Raw genomic sequence first — 16,839 nt, forward strand, 5'->3', positions numbered from 1 at the left:
CGTCTGCGCCGGTTCGACACGGCACACTTGAGGCCACCATGAGCACACAGACCCTTTCGGCAAGCGTTGTCCCGCTTCGTGGGTTCGTACCGTCCCTCGAGGGGATGCGTGCCGTCGCGTGTATCGGAATCGTTGTCACCCACGTGGCCTTTCAGACCGGTGGCGCGACGTCGCCGATCCTGGGTCATGTCTGGGGAAGATTCGACCTGACTGTGGCGATCTTCTTCTCGCTGTCGGGATTCCTGCTGTGGCGTCCGCACGCGGCCGCAGCCCGCGGTCATCGGAGTGCTCAGCCGCTAGGCCGCTATTTCCGTTCGCGGTTCGCGAGGATTCTGCCCGGTTACTGGGTCGGTGTGCTGCTGATCCTGATGTTTCTTCCCGATGCAGGCGGTGACTACCGCGTGTGGCTGGCGAACCTGTCGTTCACTCAGGTGTTCGTGCCGTTGACCCTGACCCAGGGGTTGACGCAGATGTGGTCGCTGTCGGTCGAGATCGCCTTCTATCTCCTGCTGCCGGTGTTCGCTTGGCTGATGGTGCGCCTGCGCGGTGCGGCCGCCGCCCGCCGTATACCGGTCATTCTGGGTGCTGCGGTGCTGACCCTGTCGTGGGCATTCGTTCCGGTGTCGACCCCCGACGGCATTCACCATGACAACTGGCTCCCCGGCTACTTCCCGTGGTTCGCGGCTGGGATGCTGCTCGCCGAGGTCTCGGTGGGGCCACCGACCTGGGTGCATCGGCTGGCTCGTCGCCGATTTGTCATGTCGTCCATCGCGGTTGCCGCGTTCGCCTTGTCGGCGACTCCTCTGGCGGGTCCGCAGGGCTTGGTGCGTCCGGCGGCCTGGCAGTTCGAGATCAAGATCCTGCTCGGCGCGATACTGGCCTTCGCGATGCTCGCCCCACTGATTCTCGCCGAGGACGGTCGACGGCATCGCTTCCTCGAGCATCCGGTGATGCTGACGCTGGGCCGCTGGTCGTACGGATTGTTCATCTGGCACCTGGCCGTGCTCGCCGTCGTGTTCCCGGTGTTCGGCATCATCCCGTTCTCGGGTGGGATGTGGTTCGTCTTGCCGGTGACTCTCGCACTGTCGATTCCGGTGGCAGCGGCGAGCTACGCGCTGGTGGAAGACCCTGCTCGACGACGCCTGGCATCCCGCAAGAAAGCGGTCACGGCTTCCGTATCGCCGTGATCGCCAACGCGACGATTCCGATCAGGGACGCCAGCTGCACCCAGTAGGACCCGCCGACGTACCCATCGGGAGATCGCCACGGTCCGAGCGAGAGCAGTGCTGGAGCCAGCAGTGTGAATCCGCCTGCAACGCAGACCGATACACGTGAGGACACCGTGCGTCCGTAGCGGCGATCCACGAGCACCGCGCCGATGCCGATCACGGCCACGGTGACCGCACCGGCGATCCCGGCCAACACGATCGTTGCTCCGAGCAGCGCAACGACTGCGGCCGGAACGCTCTGCCACGGCCGCGGTGATGGGCCCGGGTTCGGCGCACTGCGCGGCCGGCGCAGCGCTGCGAACAGCAGCGGGATCAGCAGGAGCAGCCCGCCGAAGATTCCGAGTCGGTACCAGCGATCGGTGGCGAAATCCAACGAAATCGTGCCCGACGCCCCGGCCGGAACGATCCAGGCCTGTTGCCATCCGTCGACCACGACCGGGGAGAGTTCGACGCCACCGGGTGTGGTTGCGCGCCAACCACTGTTGTTGCTTTCCGGGATGACCAGCAAGCGGTCCTCCGTCGCGGAGGTCAGCGTCACCTCGCGGTGATCGGGGCTCCAGGCGGTCGTCCTGGCGGCCTGCGGTGCCGATCCCGTCGGCCACTCGGCCGGAATAGGCATGGTGCGCAACCGAATACCGTCGACGAAGAACGACGCACCCGGCTCGACCACCACGTCCTGGCGTCCCTCGGGCAGTGATACCGGGTTGACGAAGTTTTCGTTCACCGGGGTGTCGGCATCGCACACCGACGCCTTCAGCGGCTCGCCGGAACGGAACTGGTCCGCGGTGGCCGTCACTGACGTGCGCACCGTCTGCCCGGCGATGGAGACGATGGGGCCTGCGAAGCAGTCCACGGTGATCTCGCGGTCGCCGTCGTACGGTGCGCCGATCGGTTCACCACCGGACAGCGGCGTCACTTCGGCGAAGCCGGGTGGTTGAGACTGGATGAAGCCCAACGAGTTTCGGTCCAGTACGCCGTCCCAGTCCACGATCGACAGAACGATCCTGTCCGTCACGTACGGCGCGAGGTCGAGGGTCGTCGAACCGTCGGTGTCGACGTCGCGCACCATCGGCCCGTTGCCGAGGTTGACCGCGACCCGGGTGGGGTGCGCCGGAAGTGCGCCGAGGCTGGGGCTGAGCTCGAGCCCGTCCACCAGTGTGGGAGAGGGCAATTCGATGGTCAGAGTGGGGTCGGTTCCCGCGCGATCGGTGATCGACTTCTCCGGCGCTGTCCAGGACGTCCGCGGATCGCCGTCGGTCGCGGCGAACGCCGAGCCGTGCAGGTCCGCGACGTCCGACGCCCCGCTGGCCAACGGCCGCCCCGGTTGCGCCAGTAGCGCTTCGAGTTCGGGGGACTGCCGCGTGCGTACCGTCAGATCCGGAATGACCGCAGTACCCATCGGCACGTCGATCGTGCGCGAGAAGCGGCCCAGTTCCTCGGGCGATTTGGACAGTCCACTGCTGCAACGGATTCGATCCTCGGTGTCGAGGCACCCGGAGCGGCCGGGGAATTCCTGGCCCAGTTCCCAGGCGTCGACGCTTGCCCCGGAGGGAGTCGCAGGCAGCACCGCGCGGTGCACGATCGGTACCTGTTTCGGGTTGTCCCTGTCGGAGTAGTCGTCCACCGACACCTCGCTGATGCCGAACTGGCTGCCCCGGGTCCCGTCCACCGTCGACTTCGCGGTGATGCGCAGCCACGGCGTCTCACCGCCCGGGAGTGACACCGTCATCGGTTCACCCGGCTCGTCGACGCGTGCCGCCGTCGAGCCGTTCGGGGTGGTGATCTCCACCCACTTGACCGGGTCGCCGATCGTCCCCGGGCTGGTGCGCATGCGCAGCAGCCCGCCGCGCACCGGCGTATCGAAGTCCAGTTGAAGCCATTGCCCCACAGCACGTTCGATCCCGTTGCTGATCCAGCTGGTGGCAAGATCGCCGTCCACTGCGGCGGCGACACCGCTGCCGGGGGCGCTGCCACCGATCTGCGTGGCGTCCGACGCCGAGCTCGACGCCGTCAGCGTCGCGCCCTCCCACTCGGCATCGACGGTCTCCGCCCCGTACACCGGGTAATCGGACACCTCGTTGAGCGAACGTCGCGGCTCGTCGGCGGCCCGCAGGGCAGAACTGTGATTGTCGACCTGACCGAAGTCCGTCTCGCGATTCATCGGGGTGTCGGTCACCGTCACCGAGTCCACGGCGATGCCCGCCGCAGCGGCATCCGAGGCCAGCAGAGTGGGTCCCGACGGCACCGGATTGCGAATCCCATTGTTTCGCAGCTCGTTCGAGCGCAGAATCGACTCCGGACCACCCTGGACCACCGGGACACGGTCGAGATCGACGGTGTACGGACCGGACGCGGGAATGTCTGCCGAATCGCCGACCGAATAGATCTCGACAGCCGGATACGGCGGTCGCAGATCACCGTCGAGCACAACGCCGTCGACCTGACCCGGAGCCACGTCCTCACCGAATTCGGCCACCTTCTCGAGTCCCGGCGAACCGGCGAGCACCTGGTGCACCGAGGCCGGACGGGTGGATCGGGAGTTCTCGGGATCGAGGTCGTTGCGCACGACGACGTAGCTGATGCCCTGGCCCAGAAGGGTATCGGCCAACCCGGCCGACGGCCGACCGTCGGCGAAGAGCCGTTGCACGGAGTCCAGTGCGCGGATGGCACCGGGCGGGGTGAGCGGCACGGCGTCGCGGACGGCCCAGGGCGTGGTGGCCAGAGCCTGCAGTGGTTCGTCTCGGGTCAGACCCCAGGTCTGCAGGGCGAACGGTGCGCCGGGCACGATCAGGGCCCGCTGCGCGTCGGAACCGTCGGGACTCGATCCCGAGGCATTCTCGGTGAGCCAGTCCGCGGCGTCGTGCCAGTACTGCGGAACGGCCTCGTACGCTCCTCGGGGCGCGAGCTTGCCCGTCCACGCCAGTGAGGTGGACAGCGTCAAGGCCACGAGAACCAGTGCGGTCACCGCCATCATGGGGTGCTTCTCGGGATGCGCGACGGCCGATCGCCACTGCGTGCGCGGCGCGGAACCCGGGAGCGGAACTCGGGCCAACAGATGAGCCAGGCCCAGCACCAACGGAATTCGAATGACCGGCTCGAGTTTGTGGATGTTGCGCAGCGGTGCGCCTGCGGAATCGAGGAACACCCGGACGGCAGCGGCGAACGGACCGTCCAGATCGCCGACGAACCCGGCACCGAGGCCGACGAGACCGACGAACAGCATGATCGTCAACCGGCCGCGGGCCGGCATCGAGCGCATCGCCAGGCCCGCGATTCCGGCAGCCGCGATCAGGCCCGTCGCGACGACGGCCGCGGGCTGAGTCACCAGAACGGCACCGGCCACTCGCTCGGGGGAGACGAACGGCGTCCAACTGCCGGTGCCGCGCAGCACCTCCGTCAGCGACGTCCACTGCGTGGTGGTGCCGGACGATTCGATGTAGTCGAGAAACGGTGGAGAGACCTTGCCCAGCAACAGCAGTGGAACGATCCACCACAGCGTCGCGAGCACCAGGAAGCCCGACCACCACGCACCGAAGACGAACCACCGCTTGTTCGGCCGATGCGTCAGCATCCAGATCACGGCCACCAGGACGGCGGCGGCGGTGGCGACGGCATTGACCGCGCCCATCAACGCCACTGCGAGGGCCGATTGCGCCGCAGTGCGTCGAGCCGTCTGTTTCGCATCGTCCCCGACGAGATACCGCACCATCGGGATGAGCACCCACGGTGCCAGCATCATCGGCATCGTCTCCGAGGAGATCGACGCGAGGGTGGTGATCACGCGCGGAGAGAGAACGAAGGCCGTCGCTGCGATCAGACGGGAACTGCGGCTGCCGATACCGAGAGCTTCGGCGAGCCGGACGATTCCCCAGAAGCCGGCGATGAGCAGCAGCGCCCACCAGATGCGTTGAGTGATCCACGGCGGGATCGACAGCAGGTCGCCGCCGGCGAAGAACGCACCGTGCGGAAAGAAGTAGCCGTATGCCTGGTTCTGCACCTGGCCGAGCGGAGCCGCGCTGTTCCACTGATGGGAGGCGCGTTCGAGAAATCCGAGGGGGTTCTGAGCCAGGTCGTACTTGGTGTCGGCGACGGTGAAGCCGGGGACCTGCAGAAAAGTGAGGAGGAACGCCAGAATCGAGACGCCGAAAAGCCATTTACGGCCGAGCGGCTCGGCCGAGATCATCGATTCACGAAAGCGACCAGCGTCAGCGGCTGCCGTACTCAACCTGGTTCAGCAAGGACGAGTCGGCGTTTCCGGAGCGATCGATATCCGGACGAGAGTTGTCGGCTGCAGCTGCGGTGACTCCGAAGACGACGCCCGCACCCAGTACGGCTCCGACGACGGCGGCAATGACACCCGGGACAGCAAACTTCATCTCGGTTCTCCAGTCAGTCGGCTCAGGAAAGAAGCGGGCGAGGTGGACCCCCACGCGGGCATCACGGTATCACTCGCACCTCCAGAAGAGGCCGGTGGACGCGTTACTTGCCGGGAGGAACGATCAGGACGGGTCGATGACTGTGTCGCAGAACGTGCTCGGCCACCGAACTCTGGAGCAGCGCACGTAGACCGGTGGTGCCCCTCGTGCCGGTGACGATGATGTCGACGTTCATCTCGTCGGCTTTCTCCACGATCGCGCTCCAGATGGCGGTGGTGCATTCGGTGCACTGGCCCTCCACCTTCAGGCCTGCGGCCTCGGCCAGCGCGACGCCCTCACTGTTGGTCACTTTCGCATCGGTGAGCGCCACGTCCTCGGCCTCGTCGTCGGGCACCCATTCGGGCTGCATGACGCCGGAGAGGCCGGACATTCGAGCGGCCTGACGCACCATCGGCTCCCACGCGGTGACGACGATCGCGCGAGAAGTGGTGAGAAATCGGCCTGCATAGTCGATGGCGCGTTTGGCATTGTCGGAGCCGTCGTAGGCAATGAGTATGAGGTCTGCGGTCATGGTCGAGCTCCTCCTCATGTCGCTTTCGTCCAGATTACCCCCACCCCTCCCGCACCCCGGGGCGAAACCGGCACCCCGCATCTCGGCTACCGTCGTCTTCCATGCGACTTCGGTTTTCGGTTCGGTCCGCTGCGGTGATGACGGTCGGTGTCGGCCTGTTGGTCTCGTGCTCCACCGAGTCCGCGCAGGTCGCGTCGACGCAGTCGGCGTCCCCTGCCCCGACCACCACCGCCGTCGAAACGACGGTGCCGCAACCGGTCCCGCCCGTCGACGAGTGTGTTGCGTTCGTCGACGGACTGTCGGAACGGCAGCGTTTGGCTCAACTCCTCACCGTCGGAGTCACCGGAACTGCGGACGCGGTGCAGATCATGTCCACCGAGCAGGTCGGCGGCATCTTCGTCGGCAGTTGGACCGACGAGTCGATGCTCGGCAATCGGGAAGTACCGCAGGTGCTCGATGCGTCCGCGGTGGCTCCGATGGTCACGATCGACGAGGAGGGCGGTCGGGTTTCGCGGGTCGCGGATCTGCTGGGGGAGGCGCCGTCGGCGCGAGTGCTGGCACAGACGATGACGGTGGACCAGGCATACCAGGAGGCGTTGACGCGCGGCCAGGGGTTGAAGGACCTCGGGGTCACCGTCGACTTCGCTCCGGTGGTCGATGTGAGTGCACAGCCCGATGATTCGGTCATCGGTGATCGGTCGTTCTCCGACGATCCGCAGCTCGTCATCGAGTACGCGGGGGCGTACGCGCGTGGTCTGGAGGACGCGGGCGTCAAGCCCGTCATCAAGCATTTCCCCGGGCACGGCTCGGGATCGGGCGACTCGCACACCGGCGCGGTGACGACGCCGTCTCTCGACGAGTTGAAGGCAAAGGATCTGTTGCCGTTCGCGGCGCTGAACAACACCGGCGTCGGCGTCATGGTCGGGCATCTCGATGTGCCCGGACTGACCGAGCCGGGTGTGCCGGCGAGCATCAGCCCGGCGGCGATGGCGTTGCTGCGCGATGGCGTCGGATACGGTGCCGCTCCGTTCGACGGCCCGATCTTCACCGACGACCTCAGCGGCATGGCGGCGATCACGGCGCGACTCGGGATCGTCGACGCGGTCGAGGCGGCGTTGGTGGCGGGAGCCGACGTCGCGCTGTGGCTCACCACCGATCAGGTGCCCGCGGTGTTGGACAATCTCGAAGACGCGGTGGCGACGGGACGCCTCGAGGCGGCTCAGGTGGACGAGGCCGCAGCGACGGTTGCTCGGTTCAAGGGGGCGTGCGGGGCCTGATTGCGCGGTACTGGACCTTACTGTGGAGTAACGTCTAGTACTTCGTACGTATTGGAGGGTCCATGGCTGGCGGCACCAAGAGATTGCCCCGCGCCGTCCGCGAGCAGCAGATGCTCGACGCGGCGGTGGATGTGTTCTCCGACAACGGGTTCCATGAGACGTCGATGGATTCGATCGCCAAGAAGGCGGCCATCTCCAAGCCGATGCTCTACCTGTACTACGGGTCGAAGGACGAGTTGTTCGCCGCGTGCATCCATCGCGAGGGCGTGAAGTTCGTCGAGGCTCTGACTCCCGCTGCAGATCCGACGCTGACGCCGCGCGAGCAGTTGCGCAAGGCGCTGATCGGTTTCCTCGGATTCGTCGGCGAGAACCGGAAATCATGGATGGTGCTCTACCGACAGGCCATCGGTCAGCAGGCGTTCGCCTCGCAGGTGCAGAGCAGCCGAGATCGGTTGATCGAGCTGACGGCCGGCCTGCTCGCGATGAGCACGAGGGATCCCGAGCAGTCGCAGAACTTCGGGCTGATGGCCGTCGCGTTGGTCGGGGCGGGCGAGGCCGTGGCCGACCGAGTGGCAGGCGGCGAAATCGAGGTCGACGCCGCAGCGGACCTACTGGAAAATCTGGCGTGGCGCGGCCTGGCCGGAAAGAAAACCGCCACCACCTGAGAAGAACTACCGCCGAACTCGAAGCTATGGACGAAAATCCGAGGAAATCCGTCCACAACTTCGAGTTCGAGACAGTTACCGCAGGGTTCCCGTCAGATGCGGGTAGCCCTTCTTCGGGTTCTTCAGCGACAGGTCCCAGCCGGTGCCGACGGCCTCGGCGTAGGCGTTCACCGTCGCGGGCAGGACGATCGGCTTGCCGAAGCGGATGCTGTAGTTCACAGCTTCCGGGATTCGACCCTCGACGGTCTGCAGTACTGCGGCAGCACTCCACATTCCGTGCGCGATGGTCTTCGGGAATCCGAATGCCTTTGCGCCCAGCGAGGACACGTGAATCGGGTTGCGGTCTCCGGAGATTGCCGCGTACCGGCTGATGATCCGCTGGTCGACGCGCAGGGTGCGGGTCGGGGGCGGCGGAACCTCGTCGGCGGGCGGTGCCTCGCGGGGTCCACCGGACAGTGACGTCTTCTGCAGGCTCAGGAAGCTCGAGGTCTGCTTCCAGACCAGTTCGCGTCCTACCTTGACCTCACTGATCAGGTCGACCAGCAATCCCTTGCGGTGCTCGCGCAGGTTCTCCGCGTGCACTCGCACGTCCAGTGGCTCGGAGGACGAGATGCCACGGAACTGCTCGATGACGTTCTCGGCGTGTACCGAACCGATCGCGGCGAACGGAAAGCCCTTGGACACCATCAGTTTCATCACCGTCGGGAAGACGAGGGTGAAGGGGTAGGTGACCGGGAGCTGATCGCCGAATCGCAGTCCCGTCGCGCGGCAGTACCCGGCGAGGTTGTCGGGGTCCACTCGCAGACCCTTGAGCTCGTACACCGTGCTGGGAACCGAAGACGACCTGGATCCGAAGAACGGCAGCGCGCCGAGCGCAGCCGAGGTGTAGATGTCGGACGTCTTCGGCTGCGCGGTCAGCGTGACGGTGCTCATGCGCCGAGGAGGCTCTGGCCGCACACGCGCACGACCTGACCGGTGACGGCGTTGGATGCGGGAGAAGCGAAGTACGAGACCAACTCTGCGACGTCGACGGTCTCACCACCCTGCAGCAGCGAGCTCATGCGTCGCCCGGCCTCGCGGGTGGCGAACGGGATGGCAGCCGTCATCGCGGTCTCGATGAAGCCGGGGGCGACGGCGTTGATGGTGATGTTCTTCTTCGCCAGCACCGGTGCCGACGCGTGCACCAGGCCGATGACGCCTGCCTTGGACGTGCCGTAGTTGGTCTGGCCGCGGTTGCCCGCGATGCCTGCGATGGAGGAGACGTCGACGACGCGGCCGCCCTCCTTCAGTGCACCCGACTCGACGAGCTGGTCCGTGATGCGCTGCGGGGCAGCGAGATTGACGCCGATGACCGAGTTCCAGCGGGCGTCGTCCATGTTGGCGAGCGTCTTGTCGCGGGTGATGCCTGCGTTGTGCACGATGATGTCTGCGCCGCCGTGGCGTTCGAGGAGATGCTTGCTCAGTACCTCTCCGGCGTCGGGCGAGGTGACGTCGAGTGCGAGCGAGGTGCCACCGACCTTGTTGGCCGTCTGCGAGAGTGCTTCTCCGGCAGCGGGAATGTCCGCGGCGATGACGGTGGCTCCGTCGCGGGCGAGGACCTCGGCGATGGTGGCACCGATACCGCGGGCGGCTCCGGTGACGACGGCTACCTTGCCTGCGAGCGGCTTGTCCCACGAGGCCGGTGCCTGCGAATCTGCGTCACCCACGGTGATGACCTGACCGTCGACGAATGCGGACTTGGCCGACAGCAGGAAGCGGAGGGTGGATTCGAGGCCGGACAGGCCGGTCGATGCCTTGGGGGAGATGTAGACGAGCTGCGCCGTGGCGCCGCGCTTGACCTCTTTGCCGACGCTGCGGGTGAAGCCTTCGAGGGCGCGCTGAGCGATGTGCTCGTCGACGCTCGAGGTCTCCTCCGGCGTGGTGCCGATGACGACGACGCGTGCGGACGGTGCCAGATTACGGATGACCGGCTGGAAGAACTTGAAGAGCTGCTCGAGCTCGGCGACGTTGCCGATGCCGGTGGCGTCGAACACCAGTCCGCCGTGCTTGTCGTCGTGCGGCTGCGACTGCGGGTAGTCCGAGAGCAGCTCACGCAGCGGCTCGACGAGGCGACCACTGCCGCCGATCAGGACCGGTCCGGCCAGCGGCGGCTCGCCTGCCTTGTAGCGGCGCAGCTTCTCGGGCTGCGGCAGGCCGGCCTGCTTGGCGATGAAGGCTCCCGGCGCGGACGCGAGGAACGTTGAGTAGAGATCTGGGGCTCCCTTGGAGGCTGCCACTGTCGTACCTTTCATTCAGCGCTGCTCGCTCTGGGAGCGAGGCGCACGACCGGGTGTCGACAACCAACTTACTCGCCAGTAAGATGAAACTCCACCAGGGCCTTTTTCCACGATGTTTGGAGACGTCAGTGACAAGCAAGCAGCTACGACCGGTCGCAATTGTCGGTGGCAACCGCATTCCTTTCGCGCGTTCGGACAAGAAGTACGCGCTGGCGTCCAACCAGGACATGCTCACCGCGACCATCGACGGGCTCGTCTCGCGATTCGGTCTGCAGGGCGAGCGGCTGGGCCTCGTCGCCGCCGGTGCCGTGCTCAAGCACTCACGCGATTTCAACCTCACTCGCGAGGTCGTACTGGGCAGCGCATTGAGCCCGTACACCCCGGCCTTCGACATCCAGCAGGCCTGCGGCACCGGCTTGCAGTCGATCATCGCCGTCGGCGACGCCATCGCGTCGGGCCGTATCGATGCCGGCATCGGTGGCGGTGTCGACACCACCTCCGACGCTCCGATCGGTGTCAACGACGAGCTGCGCGAGTTCCTGCTCTCCCTGAACCGGGCGAAGAGCACCGGCGATCGCATCAAGCTCCTCGGTAACGTCCGTCCCGGCATGCTCGGCATCGAGATCCCGCGCAACGGCGAGCCGCGTACAGGCCTGTCGATGGGTGACCACGCCGCCATCACCGCCAAGGAATTCGGTGTCCGCCGCGAGGACCAGGACGAGCTGGCCGCAGCGAGCCACCACAACATGGCGGCTGCGTACGATCGCGGCTTCTTCGACGATCTGGTGACGCCGTTCCTCGGCCTGACTCGCGACGACAACCTGCGTCCGGGATCGACCGTGGAGAAGCTCGCGACCCTCAAGCCGGTCTTCGGAACCAAGCTGGGCGACGCCACCATGACGGCGGGTAACTCGACGCCGCTCACCGACGGTGCGTCGGCTGCCTTGCTGTCGAGTGACGAGTGGGCTGCCGAGCGCAACCTGCCGGTGTTGGCGCATCTGGTGGATTCCGAGACCGCTGCAGTCGATTACGTCCACGGCAACGGATCGTTCAAGGACGGTCTGCTGATGGCTCCGACCTACGCGATCCCGCGTCTGCTCGCTCGCAACGGCCTGACGCTGCAGGACTTCGACTACTACGAGATCCACGAGGCGTTCGCTTCGGTGGTGCTCGCAACTCTGCAGGCCTTCGAGAGCGACGAGTACTGCAAGGAGCGGCTCGGCCTCGACGGTGCGCTCGGTTCCATCGACCGCAGCAAGCTCAACGTCAACGGCTCCTCGCTCGCTGCAGGTCACCCGTTCGCCGCGACCGGCGGACGCATCGTGGCCTCGCTGGCGAAGATGCTGGCCGAGAAGGGCTCGGGCCGTGGCCTGATCTCGATCTGCGCGGCCGGTGGCCAGGGCGTCACGGCGATCATCGAGCGCTGATCACTGCAGCTTCGGCTGCTCACAGTCCGGGGGACGTGAGGGTCGGTGGATCCGTCCGATCGAGGGGTTCGACGGATCTACCGACCACGACGTGAAAAAGGGGCACGCATGATGCGTGCCCCTTTTTCGTGTGATCAGCCGGGTATGCCGCTTTCCGGTGGCGTGGACTCCTCGCCGGTGTATTCCTCGACGGCCGAATCCCCGATGTCGGTCTGCAGTACCGGAGTCAGGTACTCGGGTACGCCGCCTCTGATCTGGAAGACACTGGCACCGGAGATTCCGAGGTGGCTCGATTCCGAGTACCGGAACGGGGCCAACTGCGGTCCCTCGAAGTCCATTCCGCCGTCCTGGATGGCTGCGACGATGCCCTCACGTGTGGGGTTCTCGCCCGCCGCCTCGAGGGCTTGCACGAACGCGTATGCCTGGCTCAGACCGTAGATGCGGTAGTTGGTCAGGGGGTCACCCGTCCCGTTCTCCGCCCAGACCTTCTGCCACAGCTGGGTCCACGGATTCTCCGGCGAGTCGACGCCCGGGATGTACTCCAGCGAGATCATGCCTTCGAGCGACTGCGCGCCGTCGGTGACCGCACCCTGGGAGAAGCGTCCGAGCAGAGAGCCGACGAGGTCGACGTCGGAACCGATCGAGCTGTAGAACCACTCGGGGTCGTAGTTGAGCCGCATGGCTGTCAGCTGGCTCAGCGCGGTGTACGAGGGAACGTTGAAGCCGAGGATCAGATCTGCTCCCGCACCTTGCAGGGCCGCGATCTGAGGTGCAACGTCGGTGTTGCCCGAGGTGTACCGCACGACCTCGACGATCTGATCGTCGAGATACTGGCGCACCGCCTCTTCGCTGTCTCGGCCGAGGTCGTCGTCCTGGAGGAACAGTCCGACCTTGGCGTCGGGACGGTTCTTCGTCACCCAGTCGCCGATGATCTTGCCCTCGACCTGGTAGTCGGGCTGCCAGCCGAAGGTGTTGGGGTACTTCTCCGGATCGTTGCCCCACATGATCGCGCCGGAGGAGACGAACAGGTCCGGCACTCCCTCTTCGTTGAGGAAGTCGATGACCGCGCTGTGGGTCGCCGTGCCGAGACCGCCGACGACGGCGAACACCTCGTCCTGGAGGACCAGTTCGTTGACGACCTGGGTGGTGGTCGTCGGATCGTAGGAGTCGTCTCGAACCACGTACTCGATCTGTCGGCCGTTGATGCCGCCCGCAGCGTTGACGTAGTCGAAGTAGGCCTGTGCGCCCGTGGGGATTTCGCTGTATCCGGGCGCTGCGACCCCGGTCAACGGAAAGTGGGCACCGATCTTCACCGAAGTGTCGGTGATGCCGACCGTCGACCCTTCCGAGGATTCCGTCGCCTCTTCTCGGCCACCTGCACCGCACGCCGCGGCCAACGAGACGACGGCGACGAGCGCGGTCGTTCTGAACGCCACCGATCCGAACTTTTTCATTTCATTCCTTTTCTGGTTGTACGTAACTTGCGATACGTGCCCACCAAACCCAGTGGGGCGAAGAGGATCACGAGGACGGTGAAGATTCCGGTCACCAACGGTGCGAGTTCGGCAGATTGCAGACTGCTCAGCCCCACATCGAGCCCGAGGTTGGTGACCACCGGTGGGATGTAGGTCAGCAGAACGGCCCCGATCAGCGCGCCGGAGAGGGTTCCCAGCCCGCCGATGACGACGGCGGAGAGCAGGGTCAGCGAGAGGGTCAGGGTGAAACCGCTCGGTGCCGCGATTCGTGCCGACATCGCCAGGACCGCACCGCCCGCGCCCGCACAGGCCGCACTGACCACGAACGCGAGAATGCGTGCGCGTCCGAGATCGATACCGGACAGCTCGGCGGCGACCTCGTCGTCCCGAACGGCACGCCAGCGACGTCCGATTCGGCTCGACGAGACGTTCGCCAACAGGAAGAACACGATCACCAGCAGTAGCCAGCTGACGTAGGCGACGAATTTCGTTCCGCTGAGCTCGTTTCCGGTGACGAAGAACATCACGTCGTCGATCAGCTCGGGCACTTTCGGCGCCGGGACGACGAGTCCCTGTTCACCGCCGAGGTAGTCCGAGAAGTACAGGGCAAGGCCCGGTACCGCGACGGCGAGCGCAAGCGTCGCACCGGCCAGGTACGGCCCGTGCAGTCGGGCGGCGGCCACACCGACCACAACACCCACCACGGCCGAGATCACGGTGGCGGCGAGCAGAACCAGGGGTACCGACCATCCCGAATCGTTGGCCCGCAACATCAATGCCGCGGTGTACGCACCGACCGCCATGAACGCACCGTGCCCCAGCGACAGCTGGCCGCTCAACCCGGTCAGTACCGTCAGTCCGCCGGCCGCGATGGCCAGGTAGGCGACCGAGGTGAGTTGGCTCTGACGGAAGGTGCTCAGAGATTCGAGGGCGAGCACGATGACGACGAGTCCGATGACGGCCCCGAGGACGTGGCGTCGAACCGGCGTTGCGGTGAGGCGAGTGAGAGTTGCGTTCATGTCACACCCTCCTGGCCGCGGAGCCGGCGAACAACCCGCTCGGTCGCAGTAGAAGTACGACGATCAGGATCACCAATGCCGCGCTGGAGACCAGATCCTGACCGAGATAGCCACTGACGAAACTGAGCCCGACGCCCATCAACAGGCCGCCGACCACCGCGCCCGCCGGACTGTCCAGTCCGCCGAGAACTGCTGCGACGAAACCGAATACGACGATCGAGTCCATGTAGCCCGGATGCACCAGCGAGCCACCCGCGATGAGCAGTCCGGCCAGCGACCCGACCACTGCGGCCAGAGCCCAACCGAGAGTGAGCATTCGACTCACGCGTACTCCGAGGAGTTTGGCGACCTCCTGCTCGAAGGCGCTCGCGCGCATCTTCAGTCCCAGATCGGTGAACCGGAACAATAGGATCAGCAACCCCAGAACCACGAGGACGGCGACGATCTTGAAGATGTCGTATCCGGTCAACGCCACGTTGACGTCGCCGATCCGCTGGCCGGTGAGGCCGAACGGTGCAGGGAAGGACCGGAATTGGTTGCCGAAGATGATGGCGGCCACCGCATGGATGATGATGAACAACCCGAGCGTGAGAATGACCGGGTTGATGTGCGACGAGCTGTCGACGAATCGGATGACGAGTCGCTCCGTCAAGGCTCCCAGCAGCAGGCCGCACAGAAGCGCGACTCCGAATCCGATCCAGTACGAGTAGCCGGCGTCGATGACGACCAGTGCCACGTACGTGGTGATCATGGCCATCGGAGCCTGGGCGAAGTTGACGATGCGGGTCGATCGCCAGATGAGTACGAGGGCGAGCGCGAACGCGGCGTAGATCATGCCTGTTGTCACGCCGTTGATGAGGATGGTGAGCAGTTGTTGCACTGTGGCTGGCGTCCTTTCGGCTTGCTCTAGAACCCGAGATAGGCGTGTCGGAGGGCATCGTCCCCGGCCAAGGTGTCGGCGGGACCTTCCACCGCGACCTTGCCCAGATCCAGGACGACGGCATGTTCGGCGATCGACAGCGCGCTGCGGGCGTTCTGTTCGACGAGCACGACGGTCATCGACTCGGAGTCGACGAGCGCACGCAGCGTCTCGAATATCTGCGCGGCAACTTTCGGTGCGAGTCCGAGCGACGGCTCGTCGAGCAGAAGCACCGACGGTGTCGCCATCAGCGCTCGCCCGATCACGAGCATCTGCCGCTCGCCACCGGACAGAGTGTGTGCCGAGGATGCTCGACGACCGGTCAGGGGCGGAAACATGTCGTAGATGCGGTCGAGGGTGACGGCGTCGTGGCTTCGGTTGCGTCCCATCGCACCGAGTCGAAGATTCTCGTCGACGGTCAACTCGGCTATCACGCCCCGGCCCTCGGGAACGTGCGCAAGACCTTTGCGGGACATGCGATCCGGTGCCACACCGACGATGTCGGCCCCGGCGAGTTCGATCCTCCCCGACACCGGTTTCAGCAATCCCGAGATGGTGCGCAGCAGAGTCGTCTTCCCTGCTCCGTTTGCGCCGAGTACGGCCGTGACGGCTCCGGCCGTGACGGTCATCGACACCGAGTCGAGAGCGGTGACCGGGCCGTATCGAACGGTCAGATCGGTGATCGTCAGGTGCGCCGCGTCAGTCTTCATGTGCCACTTCGTTTCCGAGATATGCAGCGAGCACGGCAGGATCCTCGCGAATCTCGTCGGGTGTTCCCTGTGCGATGACCTTGCCGAAATCCAGCACGTAGATCCGGTCGCACACACTCATGACGAGATCCATGTGATGTTCGACGAGCATGACCGATGTTGCGGGTCCTGCCGGCTCGGAACCGGTGGGTGAAACTGCGAGAGAACGGATCTCGTCGCCGAGTTCGCTCATTTCGTCACTGGACAGACCCGAGGCGGGTTCGTCGAGCAGGAGCAATGTCGGTTCGCTCACCAGGGCGCGTGCGAGTGCGACGCGTTTGCGCACCGCGTACGGCAGGCTCGGTGGCAATCGGTGCGCATAGCCGTCGATCCGCAGGCGTTCGAGGGTTGCCATCGCGGTGGAGCGGACCGCAGCGTCGTCGGAGGCACTCGACGGTAGGCCGAGGAGGCCGGCGAGGATCCCGGTGTGCGCTGTTCGGTCGGCACCGACCATGACGTTGTCCAGAACCGTCATGCGATCGAACAGTCCGAGTCCCTGGAGAGTTCGGCTCATGCCGAGCCGGGGAAGGTCGTGCGGTCGTAGCCGGGTCAACGGTTGGCCGAGTCGTCCGAGTGTCCCCGATTGGGGACGAACGAGTCCGCACGCAACGTTGAACAGAGTCGTCTTGCCTGCACCGTTGGGCCCGATGACGCCGAGGACTTCGCCGGGTCGCACCTCGAGACTGACTCCGGACAGCGCGACGATTCCGCCGAAGGACACCTCGACGTCCGTCATGGTGAGGACCGGGTCCTTCGTATCGAGAGAGTTCAAGTGATCCACCTCACAATCTGTTGCGTTCACTATGGTGCGTTTCGCACAACGGGGGATATGGGCACTGCGCACAGAATGTTTGGG

General features: G+C 65.7%; 14 protein-coding genes. 4 read left to right on the forward strand and 10 right to left on the reverse strand.

Annotation, left to right across the window (positions count from 1 at the left end; all coding sequences use genetic code 11):
- The first annotated feature begins 38 nt into the window (after positions 1-38).
- On the forward strand, positions 39-1,187 hold the full coding sequence (locus ABZ677_RS03550; RefSeq protein ID WP_037195928.1) for an acyltransferase: 1,149 nt from the start codon (positions 39-41) through the stop codon (positions 1,185-1,187).
- Here the strand turns inward: ABZ677_RS03550 and ABZ677_RS03555 are convergent.
- From ABZ677_RS03555 to ABZ677_RS03565, 3 genes are all read right to left on the reverse strand, one after another.
- On the reverse strand, positions 1,165-5,412 hold the full coding sequence (locus tag ABZ677_RS03555) for an alpha-(1->3)-arabinofuranosyltransferase (RefSeq protein ID WP_358366646.1): 4,248 nt from the start codon (positions 5,410-5,412) through the stop codon (positions 1,165-1,167). The genes ABZ677_RS03550 and ABZ677_RS03555 overlap by 23 nt on opposite strands.
- A gap of 22 nt (positions 5,413-5,434) precedes the next feature.
- Positions 5,435-5,605 carry a DUF2613 domain-containing protein gene (locus ABZ677_RS03560; protein WP_082073827.1) on the reverse strand — a complete coding sequence of 57 codons (171 nt, stop codon included), beginning with the start codon at positions 5,603-5,605 and terminating at the stop codon, positions 5,435-5,437.
- 103 nt (positions 5,606-5,708) lie between these two features.
- Positions 5,709-6,176 carry a universal stress protein gene (locus ABZ677_RS03565; protein ID WP_027495380.1) on the reverse strand — a complete coding sequence of 156 codons (468 nt, stop codon included), beginning with the start codon at positions 6,174-6,176 and terminating at the stop codon, positions 5,709-5,711.
- A gap of 101 nt (positions 6,177-6,277) precedes the next feature.
- On the opposite strand from ABZ677_RS03565, the gene ABZ677_RS03570 reads away from it, so the two are divergent.
- Together ABZ677_RS03570 and ABZ677_RS03575 are read left to right on the forward strand one after the other, a co-directional pair.
- Complete coding sequence (locus ABZ677_RS03570; RefSeq protein WP_358366649.1) at positions 6,278-7,453, forward strand: glycoside hydrolase family 3 N-terminal domain-containing protein; 1,176 nt, start codon at positions 6,278-6,280, stop codon at positions 7,451-7,453.
- Between the two features lie 62 nt (positions 7,454-7,515).
- Complete coding sequence (locus ABZ677_RS03575) at positions 7,516-8,118, forward strand: TetR/AcrR family transcriptional regulator (protein WP_032396646.1); 603 nt, start codon at positions 7,516-7,518, stop codon at positions 8,116-8,118.
- Positions 8,119-8,193: 75 nt separating this feature from the next.
- Here ABZ677_RS03575 and ABZ677_RS03580 read toward each other — a convergent pair whose 3' ends face one another.
- Both ABZ677_RS03580 and ABZ677_RS03585 read right to left on the reverse strand, forming a co-directional pair.
- The gene (locus tag ABZ677_RS03580) at positions 8,194-9,051 is read right to left on the reverse strand and encodes a MaoC/PaaZ C-terminal domain-containing protein (RefSeq protein WP_037195924.1); all 858 of its coding nucleotides are present in this window, start codon (positions 9,049-9,051) and stop codon (positions 8,194-8,196) included.
- Positions 9,048-10,394, reverse strand: coding sequence for a 3-oxoacyl-ACP reductase (locus tag ABZ677_RS03585; RefSeq protein ID WP_094635237.1), 1,347 nt, complete (start codon positions 10,392-10,394; stop codon positions 9,048-9,050). Before ABZ677_RS03585 ends, ABZ677_RS03580 begins: the two co-directional genes overlap by 4 nt.
- Before the next feature lie 83 nt (positions 10,395-10,477).
- Between ABZ677_RS03585 and ABZ677_RS03590 the strand changes: the two genes are divergently transcribed.
- Positions 10,478-11,821 (forward strand): acetyl-CoA C-acetyltransferase, encoded by a 1,344-nt coding sequence (locus ABZ677_RS03590; protein ID WP_052048116.1) that lies wholly within the window; start codon positions 10,478-10,480, stop codon positions 11,819-11,821.
- Positions 11,822-11,955: 134 nt separating this feature from the next.
- On the opposite strand, the gene ABZ677_RS03595 is transcribed toward ABZ677_RS03590, so the two are convergent.
- From ABZ677_RS03595 to ABZ677_RS03615, 5 genes are read right to left on the reverse strand one after another with little or no spacing between them, the layout of a single operon-like run.
- Positions 11,956-13,275: an ABC transporter substrate-binding protein gene (locus tag ABZ677_RS03595; RefSeq protein WP_037195919.1), complete on the reverse strand. Its 1,320-nt coding sequence runs from the start codon at positions 13,273-13,275 to the stop codon at positions 11,956-11,958.
- Positions 13,272-14,315 carry a branched-chain amino acid ABC transporter permease gene (locus ABZ677_RS03600; RefSeq protein ID WP_037195917.1) on the reverse strand — a complete coding sequence of 348 codons (1,044 nt, stop codon included), beginning with the start codon at positions 14,313-14,315 and terminating at the stop codon, positions 13,272-13,274. The genes ABZ677_RS03595 and ABZ677_RS03600 overlap by 4 nt, the downstream gene beginning before the upstream one ends.
- 1 nt (position 14,316) lies before the next feature.
- Positions 14,317-15,195, reverse strand: coding sequence for a branched-chain amino acid ABC transporter permease (locus ABZ677_RS03605; protein ID WP_037195915.1), 879 nt, complete (start codon positions 15,193-15,195; stop codon positions 14,317-14,319).
- A 26-nt stretch (positions 15,196-15,221) separates the two neighbouring features.
- Positions 15,222-15,944: an ABC transporter ATP-binding protein gene (locus ABZ677_RS03610; RefSeq protein WP_037195914.1), complete on the reverse strand. Its 723-nt coding sequence runs from the start codon at positions 15,942-15,944 to the stop codon at positions 15,222-15,224.
- On the reverse strand, positions 15,934-16,755 hold the full coding sequence (locus ABZ677_RS03615; protein WP_230596523.1) for an ABC transporter ATP-binding protein: 822 nt from the start codon (positions 16,753-16,755) through the stop codon (positions 15,934-15,936). The genes ABZ677_RS03610 and ABZ677_RS03615 overlap by 11 nt, the downstream gene beginning before the upstream one ends.
- Positions 16,756-16,839: the final 84 nt, after the last annotated feature.

The organism is Rhodococcus sp. NPDC006774 (assembly GCF_040636045.1).
Classification (GTDB): domain Bacteria; phylum Actinomycetota; class Actinomycetes; order Mycobacteriales; family Mycobacteriaceae; genus Rhodococcoides.

What these genes read in the sequence shown, in the direction of transcription:
- ABZ677_RS03550 (WP_037195928.1), top strand. Translation starts at nt 39, where the DNA reads ATGAGCACACAGACCCTTTCGGCAAGCGTTGTCCCGCTTCGTGGGTTC.
- ABZ677_RS03555 (WP_358366646.1), bottom strand. Translation starts at nt 5,412, where the DNA reads ATGATCTCGGCCGAGCCGCTCGGCCGTAAATGGCTTTTCGGCGTCTCG.
- ABZ677_RS03560 (WP_082073827.1), bottom strand. Translation starts at nt 5,605, where the DNA reads ATGAAGTTTGCTGTCCCGGGTGTCATTGCCGCCGTCGTCGGAGCCGTA.
- ABZ677_RS03565 (WP_027495380.1), bottom strand. Translation starts at nt 6,176, where the DNA reads ATGACCGCAGACCTCATACTCATTGCCTACGACGGCTCCGACAATGCC.
- ABZ677_RS03570 (WP_358366649.1), top strand. Translation starts at nt 6,278, where the DNA reads ATGCGACTTCGGTTTTCGGTTCGGTCCGCTGCGGTGATGACGGTCGGT.
- ABZ677_RS03575 (WP_032396646.1), top strand. Translation starts at nt 7,516, where the DNA reads ATGGCTGGCGGCACCAAGAGATTGCCCCGCGCCGTCCGCGAGCAGCAG.
- ABZ677_RS03580 (WP_037195924.1), bottom strand. Translation starts at nt 9,051, where the DNA reads ATGAGCACCGTCACGCTGACCGCGCAGCCGAAGACGTCCGACATCTAC.
- ABZ677_RS03590 (WP_052048116.1), top strand. Translation starts at nt 10,478, where the DNA reads ATGAAACTCCACCAGGGCCTTTTTCCACGATGTTTGGAGACGTCAGTG.
- ABZ677_RS03595 (WP_037195919.1), bottom strand. Translation starts at nt 13,275, where the DNA reads ATGAAAAAGTTCGGATCGGTGGCGTTCAGAACGACCGCGCTCGTCGCC.
- ABZ677_RS03600 (WP_037195917.1), bottom strand. Translation starts at nt 14,315, where the DNA reads ATGAACGCAACTCTCACTCGCCTCACCGCAACGCCGGTTCGACGCCAC.
- ABZ677_RS03610 (WP_037195914.1), bottom strand. Translation starts at nt 15,944, where the DNA reads ATGAAGACTGACGCGGCGCACCTGACGATCACCGATCTGACCGTTCGA.